Genomic DNA, 18406 nt, shown 5'->3' with positions numbered 1-18406 from the left:
TCAGGCTTTCACCGACGTGAGCCGCCCGGCGACGCCGGCCCGCGCGACGACACGCTCCGCGCCATCGTCGGCGCCCGCGCGACGGATCTGGACGGGAACCGATTTGTAGGATGGGGTGAAGCTCTGCGGATCGTGATCCTCGAGCGCGATCAGCGGCTGCGTTTCGGGATAATAGGACGCGCAGCAGCCGTCGGGCAGCGCGTGCTCGACCAGCATCAGCCCCTGAACGATGCGATCGGCGCGCTTGAAGTCGAGCGCGGTGGTGACGTCGATCACATCGCCCTCGGCGAAACCGAGCCGCGCGATCTCCTTGGCGTTCATGAACAGCACGTCGCGCCGCCCGAAGACGCCGCGATAGCGGTCGTCGAGCGCGTAGATCGTCGTATTATACTGGTCGTGCTAGCGCAGCGTGGTGAGCCGCAGGACGGTCGGGTCCCTGGTCGATTCGTCTTCCTCCAGCCCCGGCGAAACGATGAAATTGGCCTTCTTCGTGTCGGTCAGCCAGATCCGCTGCGCCGCCGAATTGGGCAGATGGAAGCCGCCCGGCTCGCGGATGCGCGCGTTATAGTCCTTGAAGGCGGGGAACACGGCTTCGATGCTGTCGCGGATCCGGTCATAATTGGCGACATAGCCGTCCCAGTCGATCCCGCCCTTGGCGCCCAGCGTCGCCTTGGCGATGCCGGCGACGATCCACGGCTCGGAGCGGACATTCTCCCCCGGCGGCATCAGGAAGCCGCGCGAGGCGTGGACCATCGACATCGAATCCTCGACCGTCACCGCCTGCACGCCGCCCTCCTGGCTGTCGCGCTCGGTCCGGCCGAGGCAGGGCAGGATGTAGGTCGCGCCCTTGGCCATCAGCAGCTGGGTGCGGTTGAGCTTGGTGGTGATGTGGACCGCGAGATCCATGTTGCGGAAGCCCTGCGCGCACGCCTGCGGGTCGGACGAGGCGATCGCGAGGTTGCCGCCGAGGCACACCACCGCCTTGGCATGCCCGTCGCGCATCGCCGCGATGCTCTCGACCACCGAATGCCCGTCGGCGCGCGGCGGCTCGAAGCCGAACACATCGCGCATCGTGTCGAGCAACACCGGTGACGGCCGCTCGGTGATGCCGACGGTGCGGTCGCCCTGCACGTTGCTATGGCCGCGCAAGGGGCAGATGCCGGCGCCCGGGCGGCCCACATTGCCGCGCAGCAGCAGCAGGTTGGCGATCTGCTGGACGTTGCTCGTGCCGGTGCGGTGCTGGGTGATGCCCATGCCGTAGCAGCAGATCGTCGCCTTCGATTGCGAATAGAGCCGTGCGACCTCCTCGAGGTCGCTGCGCCCGAGGCCGCTGGCATGCTCGATATCGGCCCATTCGGCGGTCGCGAGATCGGCGACCAGCGCGTCGAAGCCGGCAGTGTGCTCGGCGATGAAGGCGTGGTCGAGCACCGGCGCTTCGGCGGTGTCCAGCGCCACCAGCGCCTTGCAGATTCCCTTCAGCGCCGCCGCATCGCCGCCGACCTTGACCTGCAGATAGCTGGTCGCGATCGGCGTCGCCGCGAAGGTCGCCATTTCGACCACCGACTGCGGGGATTCGAAACGCTCGAGTGCACGTTCCTTGAGCGGGTTGAACACGACGATCTTGCCGCCGCGCCGCGCGACCTCGCGCAGTGTTGCCATCATTCGCGGGTGGTTGGTGCCGGGATTGTGGCCGATCGACAGGATCAGGTCGGCATGGTCGAAATCCTCGAGGCTGACCGTACCCTTGCCGATGCCAATCGACTTGGGCAGGCCGACCGAGGTCGCTTCGTGGCACATGTTCGAACAGGCGGGAAAGTTGTTGGTGCCGTAGAGCCGCACGAACAGCTGATAGAGGAACGCCGCCTCGTTCGAGCAGCGGCCAGAGGTGTAGAATTCGGCCTGATTGGGATCCTCGAGCTTGGCGAGCCCGGCGCCGATCCCGGCGAACGCCTCTTCCCAAGTGACGACCTCGTAATGGTCGGTCGCGGCATTGTAGCGCAGCGGATCGGTCACCCGGCCCTGGTCTTCGATCCAATGATCGGTCTGCTGCCAGATGTCAGAGACGCTGTGCTTTGCGAAGAACGCGGCGCCGATCTTGCGGGCGGTCGATTCCCACGCGACGGCCTTGGCGCCATTCTCGCAGAACTCGAACGAGGAGCTGTGCTTGGGGTCGGGCCAGGCGCAGCTCGGGCAGTCGAAGCCGTCGGGCTGGTTCGACTTGAGCAGCGTCTGCGCGCCGCGCGAGACGATCTGCTGCGCCTTGAGCGCAACCGCCACCGCCTTCAGCGCGCCCCAACCCCCCGCGGGCCCGGTATAATCCTTGATCCCCTCGGGGCGCTTCTTGGGCATCGTCGGTCCTTCGGCATACGCGCCGGGCGATACACCATGCCAGGCATGTGCCGCTTCGGTGAGCAGGCCCCGGGAGGCAAGGATTTTCGTCCTTCAAAGCGATGACTCGAAATGTCGGGGAGCCTCGTGCTGGAACAGCGGCGCCCTCGCCGGAAGCCGTCTAGGACGTCGCGACTGCATGCTGCCCCGCCGCGTAAGCGACCCCCGGCTCGCCCCCCGCAATTCGGCAAGGCCGCGCATACGGCCAAGCACCGAGCGGGTCATCGCCAATGCGTCCGCGCGCGCCCCGAAGCGCCGCGGGAACAGCATGCCGCCGATCCACGCCGAGGTGCCGGCCAGCCCGCTCGCGGTGGCTTCCGCTCGCAAGCTCGAGCAGTGGTTTCCAGGATCTGTCGGGCAAGCGGCTGAACGCGCCGCGCTGGACGTTCACCGGCGGCGGCACGCATGGGTGCTGTTGCCGCAGATGCCGCTCGCCGCGTCTGCCAGGTCGATGTCGGCTACCAGCGCGCGGTCAAGGTCGATCTGCTCGGCAACCCGGCGCTCACGCTAGGCGCCCGTATGATCGTCAACGGCAGCATTGGCAGCGACCGGAAGGCGCGCGGCGCGATCCGCGTCGCGGTGTTCGTCACCCCTCTGGTGGGCAAGCCTAGTGCGTGCGCGTCGGGAATTGCCTCGGGTCGCATGACGGGCCTTGTTGCGCAGACCTTCTCGCGCAATGCTCGCCGCGATGCGGGTATTCGGGCACGCTACCATTTCCGATACCCACGAACCCGCGGCGCTACGGGTTGGCCGAACCGCCCCGATCGCAGACAGGGGATACAGATGAAGACGAACTTGCGAACGCTTTTGCTGCTTTGCGCGGCTGTCGTGGGACCTTTCGGTAGCGCGGCCGGTGCGGAGGCGCCGGGCGGCGCTGGCGATCGTGCCGCGCTGCAACGCGAGACGGCGGCGGACCGCTGGGCGGCCGAAACCGAGACCAAGATGACCGATGAGGAGCGCTTTTCGCTCATCCACGGCTTCATGGCGCTGCGTATTCCGGGGCTCGGCGACCCCAATCTGGTCTGGCCTGCCGATGTCGTGCCCGGCGCGGGGTACGTCCGCGGTATTCCACGGCTCGGCATCCCCTCGTTGCGCGAAACCGATGCAAGCCTCGGCGTGACCAACCCGTTCGGCGTGCGCAAGGCCGATACCGCGACGGCCTTGCCAGCCGGGCTGGCGCTCGGCGCGACCTTCGATCCCGAGATGGCGCGGCGCGGCGGCTATCTCGTCGCCAGCGAAGCGCGCGCGCGCAATTTCAACGTGCTGCTCGGCGGCGGCATCAACCTGACGCGCGATCCGCGCAACGGCCGCAATTTCGAATATATCTCCGAAGATCCCCTGCTGTCGGGTCTGATGGGCGGCGCCGCGATCCGTGGCACGCAGGAAGCGGGCGTGATCGCCACCGCCAAGCATTTCGCGCTCAATTCGAACGAGACCAACCGGCATAGCTGGAACGCGACGATCGGCGAGGCGGCGCTGCGCGAATCGGATCTTCTCGCTTTCCAGATCGCGATCGAGACGGGCAAGCCCGGCTCGATCATGTGCGCCTACAATCTGGTCAACGGCGCCAAGGCCTGCGGCAATGACTTCCTGCTCAACCGCGTCCTCAAGCAGGACTGGCGGTACAAGGGCTGGGTGATGAGCGACTGGGGCGCGGTGTCGTCCGCCGATTTCGCGGCGAAGGGGCTCGACCAGCAATCGGGCGACCAGCTCGACACGCAAGTGTGGTTCGGCGCGCCGCTCAAGGCGAAGCTCGCCGACGGCAGCTTCGACCGGGCGCGGCTGTCCGACATGGTACGGCGCATCCTGCGCTCGATGAAGGCGGTCGGCATCACCGAATGGACCGCGCAGGAGCCGGTCGACATGGCTGCTCACGCCGCCACTGCGCTCGAGATCGCGCGGCGCGGCATCGTATTGCTCAAGAATGACGGCGTGCTGCCACTCGCAGCCGGCGCGCGCAGCATCGCGGTGATCGGTGAGAAGGCACAGATCGGCGTGCTGTCGGGGGGCGGGTCGTCGCAGGGCCTGCCGCCGAAGGGCTGGGCGGCGAGCGATCCGATCGGCGGTTCGGGGCAGATGGGGAGCTGGCGCATCGCGCGCTGGTTCGCCGGCGCACCGACCGACGCGATCGCCGCGGCTGCGCCGGGGGCGAAGGTCGAGTTCGATCCGGGCCTCTATCCGCAGGCAGCCGCCGCGGCCGCGGCACGCGCCGATGTCGCGATCGTCTTCGTCAACAAATACGAGGTCGAAGGCTTCGATTCGCCCGATCTTGCCCTGCCGCGTGGGCAGGACGCGATCATCGCGGCGGTCGCCAAGGCCAATCCCAATACGATCGTGGTGCTACAGACCGGCAATCCGGTCGCGATGCCGTGGCGCGACGCGGTCAAGGCGATTGTCGCCGCCTGGTATCCGGGGCAGGAGGGCGCGCAGGCGATCGCCGAGGTGCTGACCGGCAAGGTCAATCCCTCGGGCCGTTTGCCGATCACCTTCCCGCAAAGCGTCGAGCAACTGCCGCGCCCGACGATTCCGAGCTTCGGCACGCCCGAGAACACGCCGGTCAGCGTCGCAATGACCGAGGGCGCGGATGTCGGCTATCGCTGGTTCGCGCGCAAGGGGCTCGCGCCGATGTACGCCTTTGGTCACGGGTTGAGTTATACCACCTTCGCCTATTCGGGGCTGACCGTCAGCGGCGGCAAGACCGTTTCGGTCAAGCTGACGGTGCGCAATGCGGGCACGCATGCGGGCGCCGATGTGCCGCAGCTCTATCTGCAGACAATCGACGGCGTGATCGAACCGCGGCTGCTCGGCTTTCAGCGCGTCGCGCTGGCGCCGGGCGAAAGCCGCACGATCTCGCTCACCGTCGACCCGCGCTTGCTCGCCAGATACGACACGGCGACGTCCAGTTGGCAGATCACGGGCGGTCGCTATGGCGTAACGCTGGCGAGATCGGCGACGGATCCGGTGTTGATGGGCAGCGTGATCCTAACGCAGCGCCGCTTCGCGCGGTGAACGAGCAGGGCCGAGCCCGTCGCCTTAGCGCGGCGGGCTTGCCTGCGGTATCTGGTGTCGTGTCGCGCAGTGTCGTGATTGCAAACACCTGCCCCGCGCGCGCCGATCCGGTCATGGATGCGGCGGCGCGTTTCCGCTCGTTGCGGCCGGGCGTTCGGTTCTGGGAAAGACCGACCGCTCCTCGAAATCCATATTGTGTTCCAAAGCGGCGAGCATCTCGCGCAGATCGCGACAATAGTCCTTCCACTGCGCATCGATCGCCATCGCGCTCCAGCGCGCGAGATGGTCGCGATAGCGGCGTTCGAGGTTTTCGGGATTGTAGGTCGAAAGCGTGGATAGCGCGGCGCATTCGTTCGGTTGGTCGCGCAGAAACTGCTTCTCGACCGCCATGTGGCGCAGGAGCTCTCGCGTCAGCGCCCAGCGCGCGGCGGCAAAGCACATCCCGATCCGCGCACCGTCATCCTTGAGCAGGGCGCGCAGCTCGGTGATGATCGCGCGCAGTCGGTCATGGTCCTGCCGCAAGTGATCGATCATGGGGACAGCCCTTTCAAAGGCTGTGATCCAACCAACGCGCTTAACAGGATCTTGCGGTCCGTGATCGGGTGCGGCGCAGTGCGACCAAGGTCTAATGGTCGGGCAGCATTTCCGCGCGGCCGACACAGGTGCGAATCTGTGTGGCGAGACAGAGCGGGTCGAACGGCTTGAGGATGACGCCCGCCGCGCCCAGCGCGAGATAGTCCTTGATGTCGGCGTCGCGTCCGCGCGCGGTCATGAACAGCACCGGCGTCTCGCGGAGCAACGGATGACACCGCAGGGCGGCGAGCGTTTCCGGGCCGGTCATCCCGGGCATCATGACATCGAGCACGACCACATCGGGAATCGCGTCGGGCGTGACGAACGACGCGATCGCCGCTTTGCCCGAGGCGGCGGTGCGCACCGTGATCGCCGGATCGAGCCCGAGCGCGAGCTCGACGATCGTCCGGATATCGGGGTCATCATCGACATAGAGCAGGTCGAGGGGCGGCATCATGGCGTCTTGTCCGCTGCGACGAGGATGCGGCGGATCGCCGCCTTGAGATCGCGGATCGAACTGCGCGACTTGACCAGTACGGCATCGACCCGGTCGGTTACGTCGGCCCCGACATCGCGCGCCGAAAACAGGATCGCGGGGATCGCGGCATCCTGCGCGCTCGCCAGCGTCGGCAGCAGATCGAGCCCCGACGCGCCCCCCAGGTCGAAGTCGAGGATCGCGAGATCGATCACATGCGTGTCGATCAATTTGCGGGCCGCAGCGAGATCGGTCGCTGTGAGCACATTGGCCTCGAGCCGGAGCGCAGCTTCGGTCACGAGCAGTACGTCGTGATCATCGTCGAGATGCAGGATCGTCGGACGCGGCGTTCCTGACCGTGCGACCGCCGCGCGGAGCGCCTCGGCGATGCGCGCTGGATCGATCGGTTCCTCGATCCATTCGACGCCATCGAGCGTCGCCAACACCTCAAGGCGCGCGCGGCGCTCGGCGGTGACGAGCACGATCGGCGGCGTAAGCGCGTCGAGGCTCGCCTGGAGCGCACGGACCAGGGCGCAATCGGTGTCGTCCGGGGCCGTCGGATCAAGCAGCAGCGCGGCGTGATCTCCGCGTGCGAGCGCCGTCGTCGCCGCCGCTACCGTGTCGACCCGCACCGACTCGAACCGCGTCGAGATGGCAAGCGATGCGACCACCGCCACCACATCGGCATCGGCCGTACACACCAGGATCTTGGGCATTGCCGCTGGCGTCGACTCGAGCCGATCCTCGCGCAGGCGGGCGAGCGCAAAGGCAAAGCGCGTGCCACCCGCCGGGCGATCCTCGAACCAGATCCTGCCATCGTGGCGGGTGATGATCTCCCGCGAGATGGCAAGGCCGAGACCCGTTCCGACCCCGCGCTCGTGGGTCGCGCGCTCGAACCGGCCGAAGATGCGGTCACGAAACGCGATCGGCACGCCGGGTCCGTCATCGTCGATGGTCACCAGCGCCTGACCGTCGTCGGTCTGCGCGACGCCGATCCTGACGGTTCCACCAGCCGACGTGACGCGCAGAGCATTCGACGCCAGATTGGAAATCACCTGCAACAAACGCTCGGCATCGCCCAAGATCAGCACCGGATGCTTCGGGAGGTGGCATTCGATCTGGACGTCGAGTGCCGACGCGGCCCCCTGGCTGCCCTCGCACGCTCGCGCAGCGATCTCGCAGAGATCGGTCCGTTCGCGCTGCAGCGTGAGCTGGCCCGACTGGATCCGGTCGATGTCGAGCATGTCGTTGATTAGCCGGATCAAACGCCGCGAATTGTTCTCGGCAATCTCGATCAGCCGGGCGGGGGCCTCGGCAATCGTCCCGGCCGCGCCCGAGCGCAACAGGCTAAGCGCGCCCACCACTGATGTCAGCGGCGTGCGCAATTCATGGCTGACCGTCGAGATCAGCTCGTCCTTCATCCGTTCGGCGCGCTTGCGCTCGGCGATGTTGCGCGCCGAGGCGACGATATAGTCGCCAGCGGGCAGGCGCATCACGCCGAGCGCGACATCGACCGGAATCTCGTGGCCGTCATGGTGGATCAGCTTGCGATCGGGACGGTGCGGCATGCGCAACTGCCCGTCGATCAGCCCGATCCGCTGATGAAAGGTCCGCGATGTATCGAGCTGGCTGATCAGGGCCGACGAATCCCGGCGGATCAAGTCCGCCGCGCGATACCCGAGCATCTTCGCCGCGGCGGCATTGACCGTCTCGATCATGCCGTTGGGGTCGAAGATGACGATCGCATCGACCGTGCTCTGCAGGATCGCGCGGTTGCGTTCGGCGACGTCATAGGTTTGCAGGCGCGAGCGATATTTCGCCATGCCCTGCCGCCAGATCAGCAGCGCCACGGCGACCATCGCCAGGCCGATAAAACCGATGCCGATCCGGATCGTGGTCGCGTCCTCGCCAACGCGCGTGCGATACGTCGCGACCTCGCGATCACGGGTGCGCCCGGCGGCATCGACCATGGCGGTCGATTCGAACCGGATCTGCTCCATCAGGCGCTGGCCCGCATTGGAGCTGACCAGGCGTGCCGCGGCATCGAGCCCCGCGGTCCACCGTTTCGCGATGACCTCGTCCATCTCGGCGAATTTGAGCCGCGCGAGACGCTGTAGCGCGGCGAGACGCTGCTCTTCCTCGCGATGGCCGCGCAGCTCGGGCGCCAGCCGCAGGAAGGTCGTTCCGACGGCGACCTTTGCGTCGGAATAAGTCGCAAGGAATCGCCGTTCGCCGGTGATGACGAAGCCGCGCTGCGCCGATTCGGCAGCGGTAAGGCGTTCGATGAGCGTCGCGACGCGGGCGCTGTTCTCGAAGCCCTCGTGCGCCTGCTGCCGGAGCGCGTCGGTGCTGGCATATTCCGCCTCGAGCCAGACCGAGAAGACCGCGAGCAGCACCGGCGCGAGCAATGTCAGCAGCAGGAACTGCACGAGGTTGGGAGGGGTTGGCCGAACGATCTCATGTTCGGTGGCGAAGGTCATCGCGCGCCCGTCTCCGCCAGCAATGGCTGCACCGCCAGCAAGGCCTGGGCGCGATTATCGACCCCCAGCTTGCGAAAGATCACGGTCAGATGGGCTTTGACGGTCGCCTCGGTGATGGCGAGGCTATCGGCAATCTGCTTGTTGAGCCGGCCATCGGCGAGTGCGAGCAGAACGCGCAACTGCGCCCCCGAAAGCGTCGCGATGCGATCGCGCAGCGAGTGCGCTGCAGGATTTGCACCCTGCGCCGGTGGGAACACGCGCTGGCCCGCAAAGATCAGCCGCAGCGATGCGGCCAGCGAATCGAGTGCAGATGATTTCGACACGAAACCGGCGGCGCCGAGCGCGCGTGCCGCCTCGATGATGACCGGCTCCGCGCGCGCGGAAATGACGACGATCGGGGTCGCGGCCAGCAGATGCTGCAGTTGCAGGAACCCCGAGAAACCGCGCGCATCCGGCAGCACGAAATCGAGCAGGAGCAGGCGATACCCGCCCTTGCGCGCAGCGATCGCCCGTTCGGCTTCCGCGATCGATCCAACATTGTCTAGCGCTATTCCGGGCGCAGCGGCGCGTATCGCAAGCGCCAGCCCTTCCCGCGTCAGGGGATGATCGTCAGCGACCAAGGCATGGCCACCAAGCTGCACAACAGATCTCCCCTACACCATTCATCTTTTTCGATTACAGGGCGCTGAACTTCGGCATAAACGACAAGCTTGTCTAGTGATAACGCTATAAATTATTGATAGAGATCAAGTGAAACCTCCGATTGTCCTTGTGGTGGATGGCGACGCGCGCAATCGACGGTTCGTCGACGCGGTCCTATCGAGCGCCCAATGGCATGTGCTCGAAGCGCGCGACGATGTTGCCGCACTCGCCCAGGCGCGGGTCCATCGCCCTGTTCTTATCCTGATCGGCGATGGGCTGCAGCGCGGTGACGCAACGGCGCTGGTCGCGGCGCTGCGCGCCGAGCCGCCGCCGCTGCGCAGCACCGCGATCCTCGCACAGAGCGATGCTGCGATCCCCGACGAACGGTTGTGGCGGCTCGGGTTCGACGGCTGCGTGGCGCCATCGGAGCGGTCCGAAGCGCTTCTGGCCGCGGTTGCAGACTGGCGCCCCGACGACGAACTCGCCGGTGCGCACCGCCTGGCCGAGCAGTTCGGTCAGCCCGCGATCGTACCGCTGATCGCGCGATTTCGCGAGGAACTGACAGCAGCGGTGGCATCCTTGAATGGTACGCCGTCGCAGGACGCGATGCACCGCGTCGCCGGAATCGCGGGCACGCTCGGGTTCGATCGAGTCGGTTCAAGCTGGGAGCGGCTGTCGCGAGGCGATGCCGCGATCCTGTCCGTTGCGCGCCGCGAGGGGCGGCGGGTGCTCGCGCAGATCGACCGCGATCCCATCTTCGCGCCCGTTGGGTGAGGGCGGATCGCTTCGTTCCAGAGGACGCGTCAGACGGCCGCCTTTTTTGCCGCGGCATTCGACATTGGTCGAAGTCCCGGGAACCAAAGGACGACTGGTAGCATCTGCTTAACCTGAAATGCCGCGGAACGCCTGCACGTCCATCATGCAGGTGAAAAGTGCCGGATCGTTCTACGTCCATCGTCGTCGCGCAGCGCAAGCGGAGGCTGGCCGCTCTGGCGGCATTGCTTGCGCTTGCAGTGGCGACGCCGGCGATGGCGGCGGTGCCGGCCGGCACGCCGATCGTCAACACCGCCGAGCTGACCTTCGAGATGGGCGGCAGGGCGCAGAAAGTCGCGTCGAACACCGTGACCCTGGTGTCGGCCGAACTGCTCGACGTGACGATCACCGCCGAACGTCCGAGCCTCGCGGTCCAGTCGCAGGCACAGGTCGCGGTGCCGTTCGTCGTCGTCAATACCGGGAATGGTACGCAGAGCTTCGCGCTCACGATCACGGGCAATCAGCAAGGCGTCGTGGTCGACCGCGTCGCGCGCGACGGCAACGGTGACGGTGTGTTCCAGGCCGATACCGATCCGCTGCTGACGCCGCCGAGCGTACGGCTCGCGCCGGGCGAACGGGTGCGCATCTTCGTGCTGGTCGACGGCGCGCAGGTCGCCGCGGTGGCCGCGATCACCGCGACGGTGAGCGCGCAATCGGGCAGCGGCGCCGCCGGGACAGTGTTCGCCGGCGCGGGCGCGAACGGCGCCGACGCCGACCCCGGCATCGCAGACGCGGCCGGGGCCCATATCCGGCTCGGCGATCTCACCGCGGCGGGCAACCACACCATCCAGTTCAGCGTGAAGACCTTGTGAGGAGACGTCCAATGCATCTGCCTGTACCCGCCCTTTTATTGGCCAGCGTCATCGCGACGCCGGCGCTCGCCGCAGGGCCGCTCCAGGTCACCGCGAAGGCGCTGACCGAAGCGAAGACGCGCGCCGCCGATGGCAGCGTGCGGGTCGCGCTCGTGCCGGCGCGCAGGGTCGTGCCGGGCGACCGCGTGATCTTCGTGCTCGGTTATCGCAACACCGGCAGCCAGCCGATCGGCAACATCGTGCTCGACAATCCGGTGCCCGCCGCGATCGCCTATCGCGGCCCCTCGCAAGGCTCGGCCGCGCCCGACGTTTCGGTCGACGGCAAGACCTATGGCCCGCTCGCGACCCTGCGCGTCCGGACGGCCGACGGCGCCTCGCGCGCGGCGGCACCCGACGATGTGACCAATGTGCGGTGGCGCCTCGCCAATGCCGTCCCAGGCGGAGCGCAAGGGCAGCTCTCCTTCCAGGCCGTTCTCAAATAACGACTTTTTACGGACGTCGATTTCTAACAGGGAGTGAAGAGTGTGACGCGTACCAAGATTGGAATCCTACTGGCCGGAACCGCGACCTTGTCTGCGACCGGCGCGGCGCATGCCCAGACCGCCGCACAAAGCACCACTGCGGGAACGACCGTCAGCAACACCGCCTCGGTCACCTACAGCGTCAACGGCACGGCACAGACGACCAACTCGACCACGGCGAGCTTCGTCGTCGATCGCAAGGTCAATTTGACCGTGATCTACGACCAGCCGGCGGCGACGCAGGTCAATCTCGGTCAGACGGCAGCCTATACGCGCTACAAGGTCACCAACACGACCAACGGAACGCAGGATTTCCTCGTCAACGCCTTCCAGTCGGGGATCGTGGGCGGCCTGCTGACCGGAACCGACGATTTCAACCTCACCAATTTCAAGGTGTTCGTCGATACCGATGGCGACGGCGTGTACAATCCGACGATCGACACCCGCACCTATATCGACGAACTCGCGCCCGACAATTCGGTCGAGGTGTTCATCGTCGGCGACGTGCCGGCGACGGGGACGATCAACCAGGCCGACGTCGCGCTGCAGGTGATCGCGGCGACAGGCGGCACCGCAAATACGCAGGGCGCCGCGCTCGTCGCGACCGATCTAAGCCTCGGGAATGCCGACAATACTGTCGATGTGGTGTTCGCCGACGGCGATAGCGACGGCATCGGCGTCGATATCATCCGCAACGGTCAGGGCTGGGCCTATGGCTCCTATATCATCGCGACGCGCAATGTCGCGCTGACCGTCAACAAGACCGCGCTGATCCTGTCGGACGGGGTCAATGCGCTCAATCCCAAGGCGCTGCCGGGCGCCATCGTCGAATATTGCATGATCGCGAACAATGCGACGCTCACCGCCTCGGCCAATAGCGTCACGATCACCGATCCGGTGCCGGCCAACACCACCTATGTCCCGGGGTCGCTCGCGATCGGCCTTCCTGGCGGCACGTGTACCTTGCTCCCGACGATCACGGCGCCGTTTACCGGGAGCTATGACACACCGAACAACCGGATCATCGCCAATCTTGGCACGGTGATCGGCGGCGGCATCGTGGCGGTCTCGTTCAAGGTAACGATCAACTAGTCCCGACCTCTTTCCAAAGCCTTGTTCAAGGAGATCGTGCTTCGGCGCGCCGGGAGACCTGCGCGCCGAACACCCCCGATCATGCCCAGACCGCGCGCCCTGACCGCTCTCGCCGCCCTGCTCGGGCTGGCGTCCGTCGCCCCTGCGACGGCGCAGGAAAGCGCGCGCATATCGAATATCGCGAGGCTCGGCTTCGATACGCCGAACGGCCGACAGAGCGTGGCGTCCAACCCCGTCTCCGTCGTTGTCGATCGCGCGAAGCGTCCGACCGCGCTCAGTTTCCGCCTGCTTCCCGTCGGCTATCAGCTCACCGGCCTATCGTGTCAGACGAATCCGACGCTCCAATTCACCCCCGCCCCGATCGACGCCATGACGCTCGCCGCCGCGCCGCCGCTCAAGGCGCTCGACATCAACGTTCCGTTGATCCTGGTGCTCGAAAATGCCGGCGGCAATCGCGACCCGCTTGCGCGCGAATATGCGACGATCAGCGTGTCGACCGAAACCTATTCGGGCAGCCTCGCCTTGCTCGAGACCGGGCTGGACACCGGCGTCTTCGCCGGCGGCGTGCCCGAAGTCGGCAGCGATCCTGCGACCGAGGCATGCGACCCGTCGCGGATGCGCGGGCAACACGTTACGCTGAGCTTTGCCGAAGACGACTATAGCTACGGCTCGACCAATTCGGTGCTGGTCGATCCGGCGGGCTATGTGTTCGATTCTGCCAGCGGCGCGTTGATCAACGGCGCGCGGATCACCTTGCTCGACGCGGCCGACCGGCCTGCGGTCGTCTTTGGCGACGACGGCATCAGCCGCTACCCGTCGAGCGTCGTCAGCGGCACGTCGGCCACCGATGCGAGCGGGCGCACCTATACCTTTCCGCAGGGAAATTACCGTTTCCCGTTCGTTGGATTGGGCACCTATCATCTCAAGATTGAGCCGCCGGCCACCTATACCGCGCCCTCGACCAAGACCGTAAGCGAGCTTGCCGCCTTGAAGGACCCGCAGGGTGCGGGATTCGTCGTCAACGATGCGTCATATGGTCGTGCGTTCACGCTGGCGACGCCCGACACCTTCTATGTCGACGTGCCGATGGACCGGGTCGGCGCTACCGCTTTGCTGCTGACCAAGACCGCCTCGGTGCGCGAGGCGTCGCCGGGCGATTTCGTGCAATATCGCGTTACGCTCGCCAATCGCGGGCGTGATGCCGCGCTTCGCGTCCATCTGACCGATATCTTGCCGCCCGGGCTGCGCTACGAGCGCGGCTCGGCGCGCGGTACGGCGGAGCCCGCCGTCTCGAGCGACGGGCGGCGGCTCGATTTCACCGTTCCTGCGGTCGCGGGCGGGGCGACGCTCGACGTGCGCTATGTCGTCAGCATCGCGCCCGGCGCTCCGGCGGGCGAGGCGGTCAACCGCGTGCTCGCCTCGGGCAATGCCGGGACGACGAGCAATGACGCCGCCGCCGCGGTGCGGATCACGCCGCTGTTGTTCACCGACGGCTTCACGCTGATCGGCCGCGTCACCGAAGGCGGCTGCGGCGATCCCGATCGCGGGCGCAAGGGCATTCCCGGAATCCGCCTGCTGCTCGAGGACGGCACCTATGTCGCGACCGACCGCGATGGCTATTACCATGTCGAGGGCATCCGTCCCGGCCGCCACGTCGTCCAGATGGATACGAACAGCATCCCGCCCGCCTACCAGCCGGTGGCATGCGACAGCGACACGCGCAGCGCGGGCAGTGCGATCTCGCGCTTCGTCGAGGCCGAGGGCGGCTTGCTCAAGCGCGTCGATTTCCAGTTGCGCCCGACCGGCGTGAAGACCGCGGCGGCCGAGGCGCTGCCGATCTCGGTCGCCAGCAGCGCCCATGCCGCGGGCGACCGAGAGTGGTTTGCGGGCCAGCAACCCGGCGTCGCCTTGCTGTTCCCGACCCCCGACTACAATCCGCGCGCGCCGGTGACGCGCGTCGTCGTCAAGCATCTGCCGGGGCAGCGCGTCGCGCTCGTGGTCAATGGCGAGCCGGTCGATCCGTTGCTGTTCGACACGACCGACATCAATCCCGACAAGACGATCGCACTGGCGCGCTGGTCGGGCATCGCGTTGAAAGACGGCGACAATAGCATCGCGGTGCGCGTGTTTTCGGCCGAAGGCGGCGTCGTCACGACGCTGACACGCACGGTGCGATCCGCGAGCATCGCCGACCGCGCGGTGTTCGTTCCCGCCGTCAGCCGGCTCGTCGCCGACGGCCTGACACGCCCGCTGATCGCGGTGCGCGTGACCGACCGGAGCGGGCATCCGGTGCGCGACGGGACGCTCGTCCCGTTCAAGGTCGACCAGCCCTACACCGCCGCGCTCGAGGTCGAGCTCGACCAGGCGCGCCAGCTCGCCGGCAAGGGCCGCGCGCAGACCACTGCGCGCGTCAGCGGCGACGACGGTCTCGCCTTCATCGCGCTCCAGCCGACGACGCACGCTGGCGCTGTCCATGCCGTGATCAGCCTGACGCAGGACAAGACGGTGCGGACGAGCGACGTGCGCGCCTGGCTCGCCGCCTCGACGCGCGACTGGGTGGTGGTCGGCTTTGGCGCGGGGACGATCGGCTATGACACGCTGTCGACGCGGACGCGGTCGCTCCCGGCGGGGATGCGCGGCGGCGTCGTCACCGACGGCCAGCTCGCTTTCTATGCCAAGGGGCGGATCAAGGGATCGTGGCTGATGACGCTCGCCTATGACAGCAACCGCAAGATCGACCGCTCGCGCGGGCTGCTCGGCCAGATTGATCCCGATCGCTATTACACCGTCTATGGCGACGGCAGCGCGCAGGGGTATGACGCGGCGACGCAGCGCAAGCTGTACCTGCGGCTCGAGCGGCGCAATCTCTACGCGCTGCTGGGCGATTTCGAGACCGGGCTGACCGATACCCAGCTGACGCGTTACAGCCGCGTGCTCAACGGCGTGAAGGCCGAATATCAGGGCAACCGCGTGCTGTTCAGCGCGTTCGCCGCCAATACCGACCAGCTGCACGGCCGCGACGAGATTCAGGGCAACGGGCTGTCGGGGCCATACCGGCTGTCGGGCCGCAACATCGTTCCCAATAGCGACCAGCTCCGGCTCGAAGTGCGCGATCGGATCCGCCCCGAGCGCGTCCTGACGAGCACGCAGATGACGCGGCACATCGACTACGACATCGATCCCGCCGCCGGGACGCTCCGCTTCCGTGAGCCGATCCTCGGGCGTGACGCCGCGCTCAACCCGGTGTTCATCGTCGTCGATTATGAGACCGAGAGCACGCTGCGCAAGCTTGCCACTGGCGGCCGTGCGACGGTGCGCATGGCGCAGGGCCGCGTGCAGCTCGGTGCGAGCGTGTTGCGCGATGCGACCGTGGGCAACGGGACGGTCGCGGGGATCGACCTCAAGGCCAAGCCGACCGTCGACAGCGAAATCCGCGCCGAATATGCGCGGGGTGGGGCCGGTGGGTTCGGGGCAGGGCAGGCGTGGCTCGGCGAGGCGGAACTGCACCGCGGCGGCATCGACGTGCTCGTTTATGGCCGCAGCCAGGACCAGGCGTTCGGGCTCGGCCAGCAGAATGTCGTCGAGGCTGGGACGCGAAAGTTCGGCGTCGATGGCCGCGTCGCCTTGAGCAGCAAGCTGGCCATGACGTTGACCGCGTGGAATGCCGTCCAGCTCGATGGCCCCGGCGCGCGCAAGGCCGCCGAGGCCCGGTTGGAGTATCGTCGCGCGACGGGGACGCTGTTCGTCGGCGGGACCTTCGCCGATGACAGCGGGATCGACGGGCAGGCGCGGCATTCGCGGCTGCTGACGCTGGGCGGCACGCAGGTGCTGTTCGGCGGCAAGCTCGAACTCGGCGCGCAGGCGCAGGTCGCGCCGGGCGGCGAGCGCGCGAGCGTCGATTTCCCGCTGCGCCAGCAACTCACCGCGGCGTGGCGCGTGCGCGACGAGATCCGCCTGCTCGGCGGCTATGAATATGCGCAGGGCAAGGATTTTGCCGTCGGCACTCCGCGCCTGGGCTTCGATGTCGCGCCGTGGACGGGGGCGAAGCTGATGTCGACGCTCAACCAGCAGGCGATCGGCGAGAACGGCCAGCGCACCTATGCACAATATGGCCTCAGCCAGTCGCTGCCGATCGGCAAGCGCTGGACGATCGACGTCACGCTCGATGCGAGCAGCACGGTCCGCGGCAAGGTGCCGACCGGCGCCTTCATCGACGCCTTTGCCAGCACCGCGAACGGCGCGACCGCGGGCACCTATCAGAACGATGGCGATTATGTCGCGGCGACGGTCGGCGCAGGGTATCGCGCCGAGCTGTGGTCGGCGAACGGGCGGCTCGAGCATCGCCGCTCGGACCGCGACGTGCGCTGGACGATCACCGGCGATTTCCTGCGCACGCTCGGGCAGGGGCGCACGCTTGCGGCGGGGATCCGCTATGCCGCATTGACCGATCGCTTCGGCGCCTCGGCCGCCGCGCTCAACGCCGATCTGGCGCTCGCGCTGCGGCCGCAGGACAGTCGCTGGTCGGTGCTCGAGCGGCTGCAGTTCCGCCAGGAACATGCCGATGCGGGGATCGAAAGCAGCAACGTGCTCGCCGTATCGTCCTACGGCGGCGGCTTTCAGGGGACACTCCGCGTGATCAACAATCTCGCGCTCAACTATCGAACCGGCAATGAGGGACGCGGGCATGGGCTCGAGGCGACGGTCTATTACGGGTCGAAATGGGTGCACGGCAGCTTCGGGACCTACGATTATACCGGCTATGTCGATGCGATCGGGATCGACATGCGCAAGGATGTCGGGCGTTGCTTCGATATCGGGGTGCAGACGTCGGTCCAGCATGCGTGGCAGCGCGGGGTGGTGTCGTACAGCTATGGCCCGACGGTCGGCGTATCGCCTGCCAAGAACGTATGGATCACCGCGGGTTACAATATCGCGGGCTATCGCGACCGCGATTTCGAGGACGACCATTATTCGCGCGCTGGAGGGTATGTGACCGCACGGCTGAAATTCGACCAGGGCTCGCTCGGCCGCGCCGGCCGCGCATTGTTCGGGATCGGCCGGTGATGCGTGCTCGGCGCTCGCGTGTCCTCGTGATCGCGGCATGCGCACTGCTGGGCCCGGGCAGCGCGTATGGCGCGGATCTGACCGCGACCAAGACCGCCACCGTCCTGTCCGATCCGCTCGGCAATGCCGCGCCGAAATCGCTTCCCGGTGCGGTGGTCGAATATAAGGTGCTGTTCACCAACCCGGTCGGCAATACCGGCAAGACGGTCGACACGATGCGGATCGACGATGTCCTCCCGGCGAGCGTCGTGCTGCGCGTGGCCAATCTTGCCAGCGGCACAGGGCCGATCGAGTTTGCCGATGGCGGGCTGGTCGGCCTGCTCGCCAGCGGGCTGACCTGCTCGTTCGCCTCGCTTTCGAGCACGACCGACTGTTTCGACTTTTATGACGGCAGCAGCTGGAGCTACGCGCCGACGCCCGACGCCCAAGGCTATGACGTCCGGGTGCGGGCAATCCGGATCAAGCCAGGGGCGAACTTCCGCGTGCTCGGCAGCTTCCAGATCCGCTATCGTGTGATGATCCGCTAACGCAATTTTG

Annotated in this window: 11 protein-coding genes and 1 pseudogene; 7 read left to right on the top strand and 5 right to left on the bottom strand. The window is 67.0% G+C overall.

The window, feature by feature from the left end; genetic code table 11:
- Positions 1-2349 (bottom strand): annotated as a pseudogene (locus tag ACVWYO_RS06990) (FdhF/YdeP family oxidoreductase).
- Positions 2350-2793: 444 nt separating this feature from the next.
- On the opposite strand from ACVWYO_RS06990, the gene ACVWYO_RS06985 reads away from it, so the two are divergent.
- Positions 2794-5397 (top strand): beta-glucosidase, encoded by a 2604-nt coding sequence (locus ACVWYO_RS06985; protein ID WP_457349392.1) that lies wholly within the window; start codon positions 2794-2796, stop codon positions 5395-5397.
- A 111-nt stretch (positions 5398-5508) separates the two neighbouring features.
- Here ACVWYO_RS06985 and ACVWYO_RS06980 read toward each other — a convergent pair whose 3' ends face one another.
- The 4 genes from ACVWYO_RS06980 to ACVWYO_RS06965 form a co-directional block, all read right to left on the bottom strand.
- Positions 5509-5931 (bottom strand): hemerythrin domain-containing protein, encoded by a 423-nt coding sequence (locus tag ACVWYO_RS06980; RefSeq protein ID WP_457349391.1) that lies wholly within the window; start codon positions 5929-5931, stop codon positions 5509-5511.
- Between the two features lie 91 nt (positions 5932-6022).
- Positions 6023-6427 (bottom strand): response regulator, encoded by a 405-nt coding sequence (locus tag ACVWYO_RS06975; protein ID WP_457349390.1) that lies wholly within the window; start codon positions 6425-6427, stop codon positions 6023-6025.
- On the bottom strand, positions 6424-8925 hold the full coding sequence (locus ACVWYO_RS06970) for an ATP-binding protein (protein ID WP_457349389.1): 2502 nt from the start codon (positions 8923-8925) through the stop codon (positions 6424-6426). The genes ACVWYO_RS06975 and ACVWYO_RS06970 overlap by 4 nt, the downstream gene beginning before the upstream one ends.
- Positions 8922-9566: a LuxR C-terminal-related transcriptional regulator gene (locus ACVWYO_RS06965; RefSeq protein ID WP_457349388.1), complete on the bottom strand. Its 645-nt coding sequence runs from the start codon at positions 9564-9566 to the stop codon at positions 8922-8924. Before ACVWYO_RS06965 ends, ACVWYO_RS06970 begins: the two co-directional genes overlap by 4 nt.
- A 109-nt stretch (positions 9567-9675) precedes the next feature.
- Here ACVWYO_RS06965 and ACVWYO_RS06960 point away from each other — a divergent pair, with 109 nt between their 5' ends.
- From ACVWYO_RS06960 to ACVWYO_RS06935, 6 genes are all read left to right on the top strand, one after another.
- Positions 9676-10341 (top strand): response regulator, encoded by a 666-nt coding sequence (locus tag ACVWYO_RS06960; protein ID WP_457349387.1) that lies wholly within the window; start codon positions 9676-9678, stop codon positions 10339-10341.
- A 158-nt stretch (positions 10342-10499) separates the two neighbouring features.
- A complete protein-coding gene (locus tag ACVWYO_RS06955; protein WP_457349386.1) occupies positions 10500-11192 on the top strand; it encodes a hypothetical protein in 693 nt (230 codons plus the stop codon).
- 11 nt (positions 11193-11203) lie between these two features.
- Entirely contained in the window at positions 11204-11674 is a 471-nt protein-coding gene (locus ACVWYO_RS06950; RefSeq protein WP_457349385.1) for a hypothetical protein, read from the top strand.
- 42 nt (positions 11675-11716) lie between these two features.
- Entirely contained in the window at positions 11717-12805 is a 1089-nt protein-coding gene (locus ACVWYO_RS06945; protein WP_457349384.1) for a hypothetical protein, read from the top strand.
- Positions 12806-12886: 81 nt separating this feature from the next.
- Positions 12887-17869 carry a hypothetical protein gene (locus ACVWYO_RS06940; protein ID WP_457349383.1) on the top strand — a complete coding sequence of 1661 codons (4983 nt, stop codon included), beginning with the start codon at positions 12887-12889 and terminating at the stop codon, positions 17867-17869.
- Positions 17866-18396 carry a hypothetical protein gene (locus ACVWYO_RS06935; RefSeq protein ID WP_457349382.1) on the top strand — a complete coding sequence of 177 codons (531 nt, stop codon included), beginning with the start codon at positions 17866-17868 and terminating at the stop codon, positions 18394-18396. The genes ACVWYO_RS06940 and ACVWYO_RS06935 overlap by 4 nt, the downstream gene beginning before the upstream one ends.
- Positions 18397-18406 lie beyond the last annotated feature (10 nt).

The organism is Sphingomonas sp. UYP23 (genome assembly GCF_054059235.1).
The sequence above is the reverse complement of the archived record's forward strand: the minus strand, read 5'-3'. Positions and strand labels throughout refer to the sequence as shown.

Excerpts from the sequence above, each read along its gene's own strand:
- ACVWYO_RS06985 (WP_457349392.1), top strand. The coding sequence starts at position 2,794 with ATGGGTGCTGTTGCCGCAGATGCCGCTCGCCGCGTCTGCCAGGTCGAT.
- ACVWYO_RS06980 (WP_457349391.1), bottom strand. The coding sequence starts at position 5,931 with ATGATCGATCACTTGCGGCAGGACCATGACCGACTGCGCGCGATCATC.
- ACVWYO_RS06975 (WP_457349390.1), bottom strand. The coding sequence starts at position 6,427 with ATGATGCCGCCCCTCGACCTGCTCTATGTCGATGATGACCCCGATATC.
- ACVWYO_RS06970 (WP_457349389.1), bottom strand. The coding sequence starts at position 8,925 with ATGACCTTCGCCACCGAACATGAGATCGTTCGGCCAACCCCTCCCAAC.
- ACVWYO_RS06950 (WP_457349385.1), top strand. The coding sequence starts at position 11,204 with ATGCATCTGCCTGTACCCGCCCTTTTATTGGCCAGCGTCATCGCGACG.
- ACVWYO_RS06940 (WP_457349383.1), top strand. The coding sequence starts at position 12,887 with ATGCCCAGACCGCGCGCCCTGACCGCTCTCGCCGCCCTGCTCGGGCTG.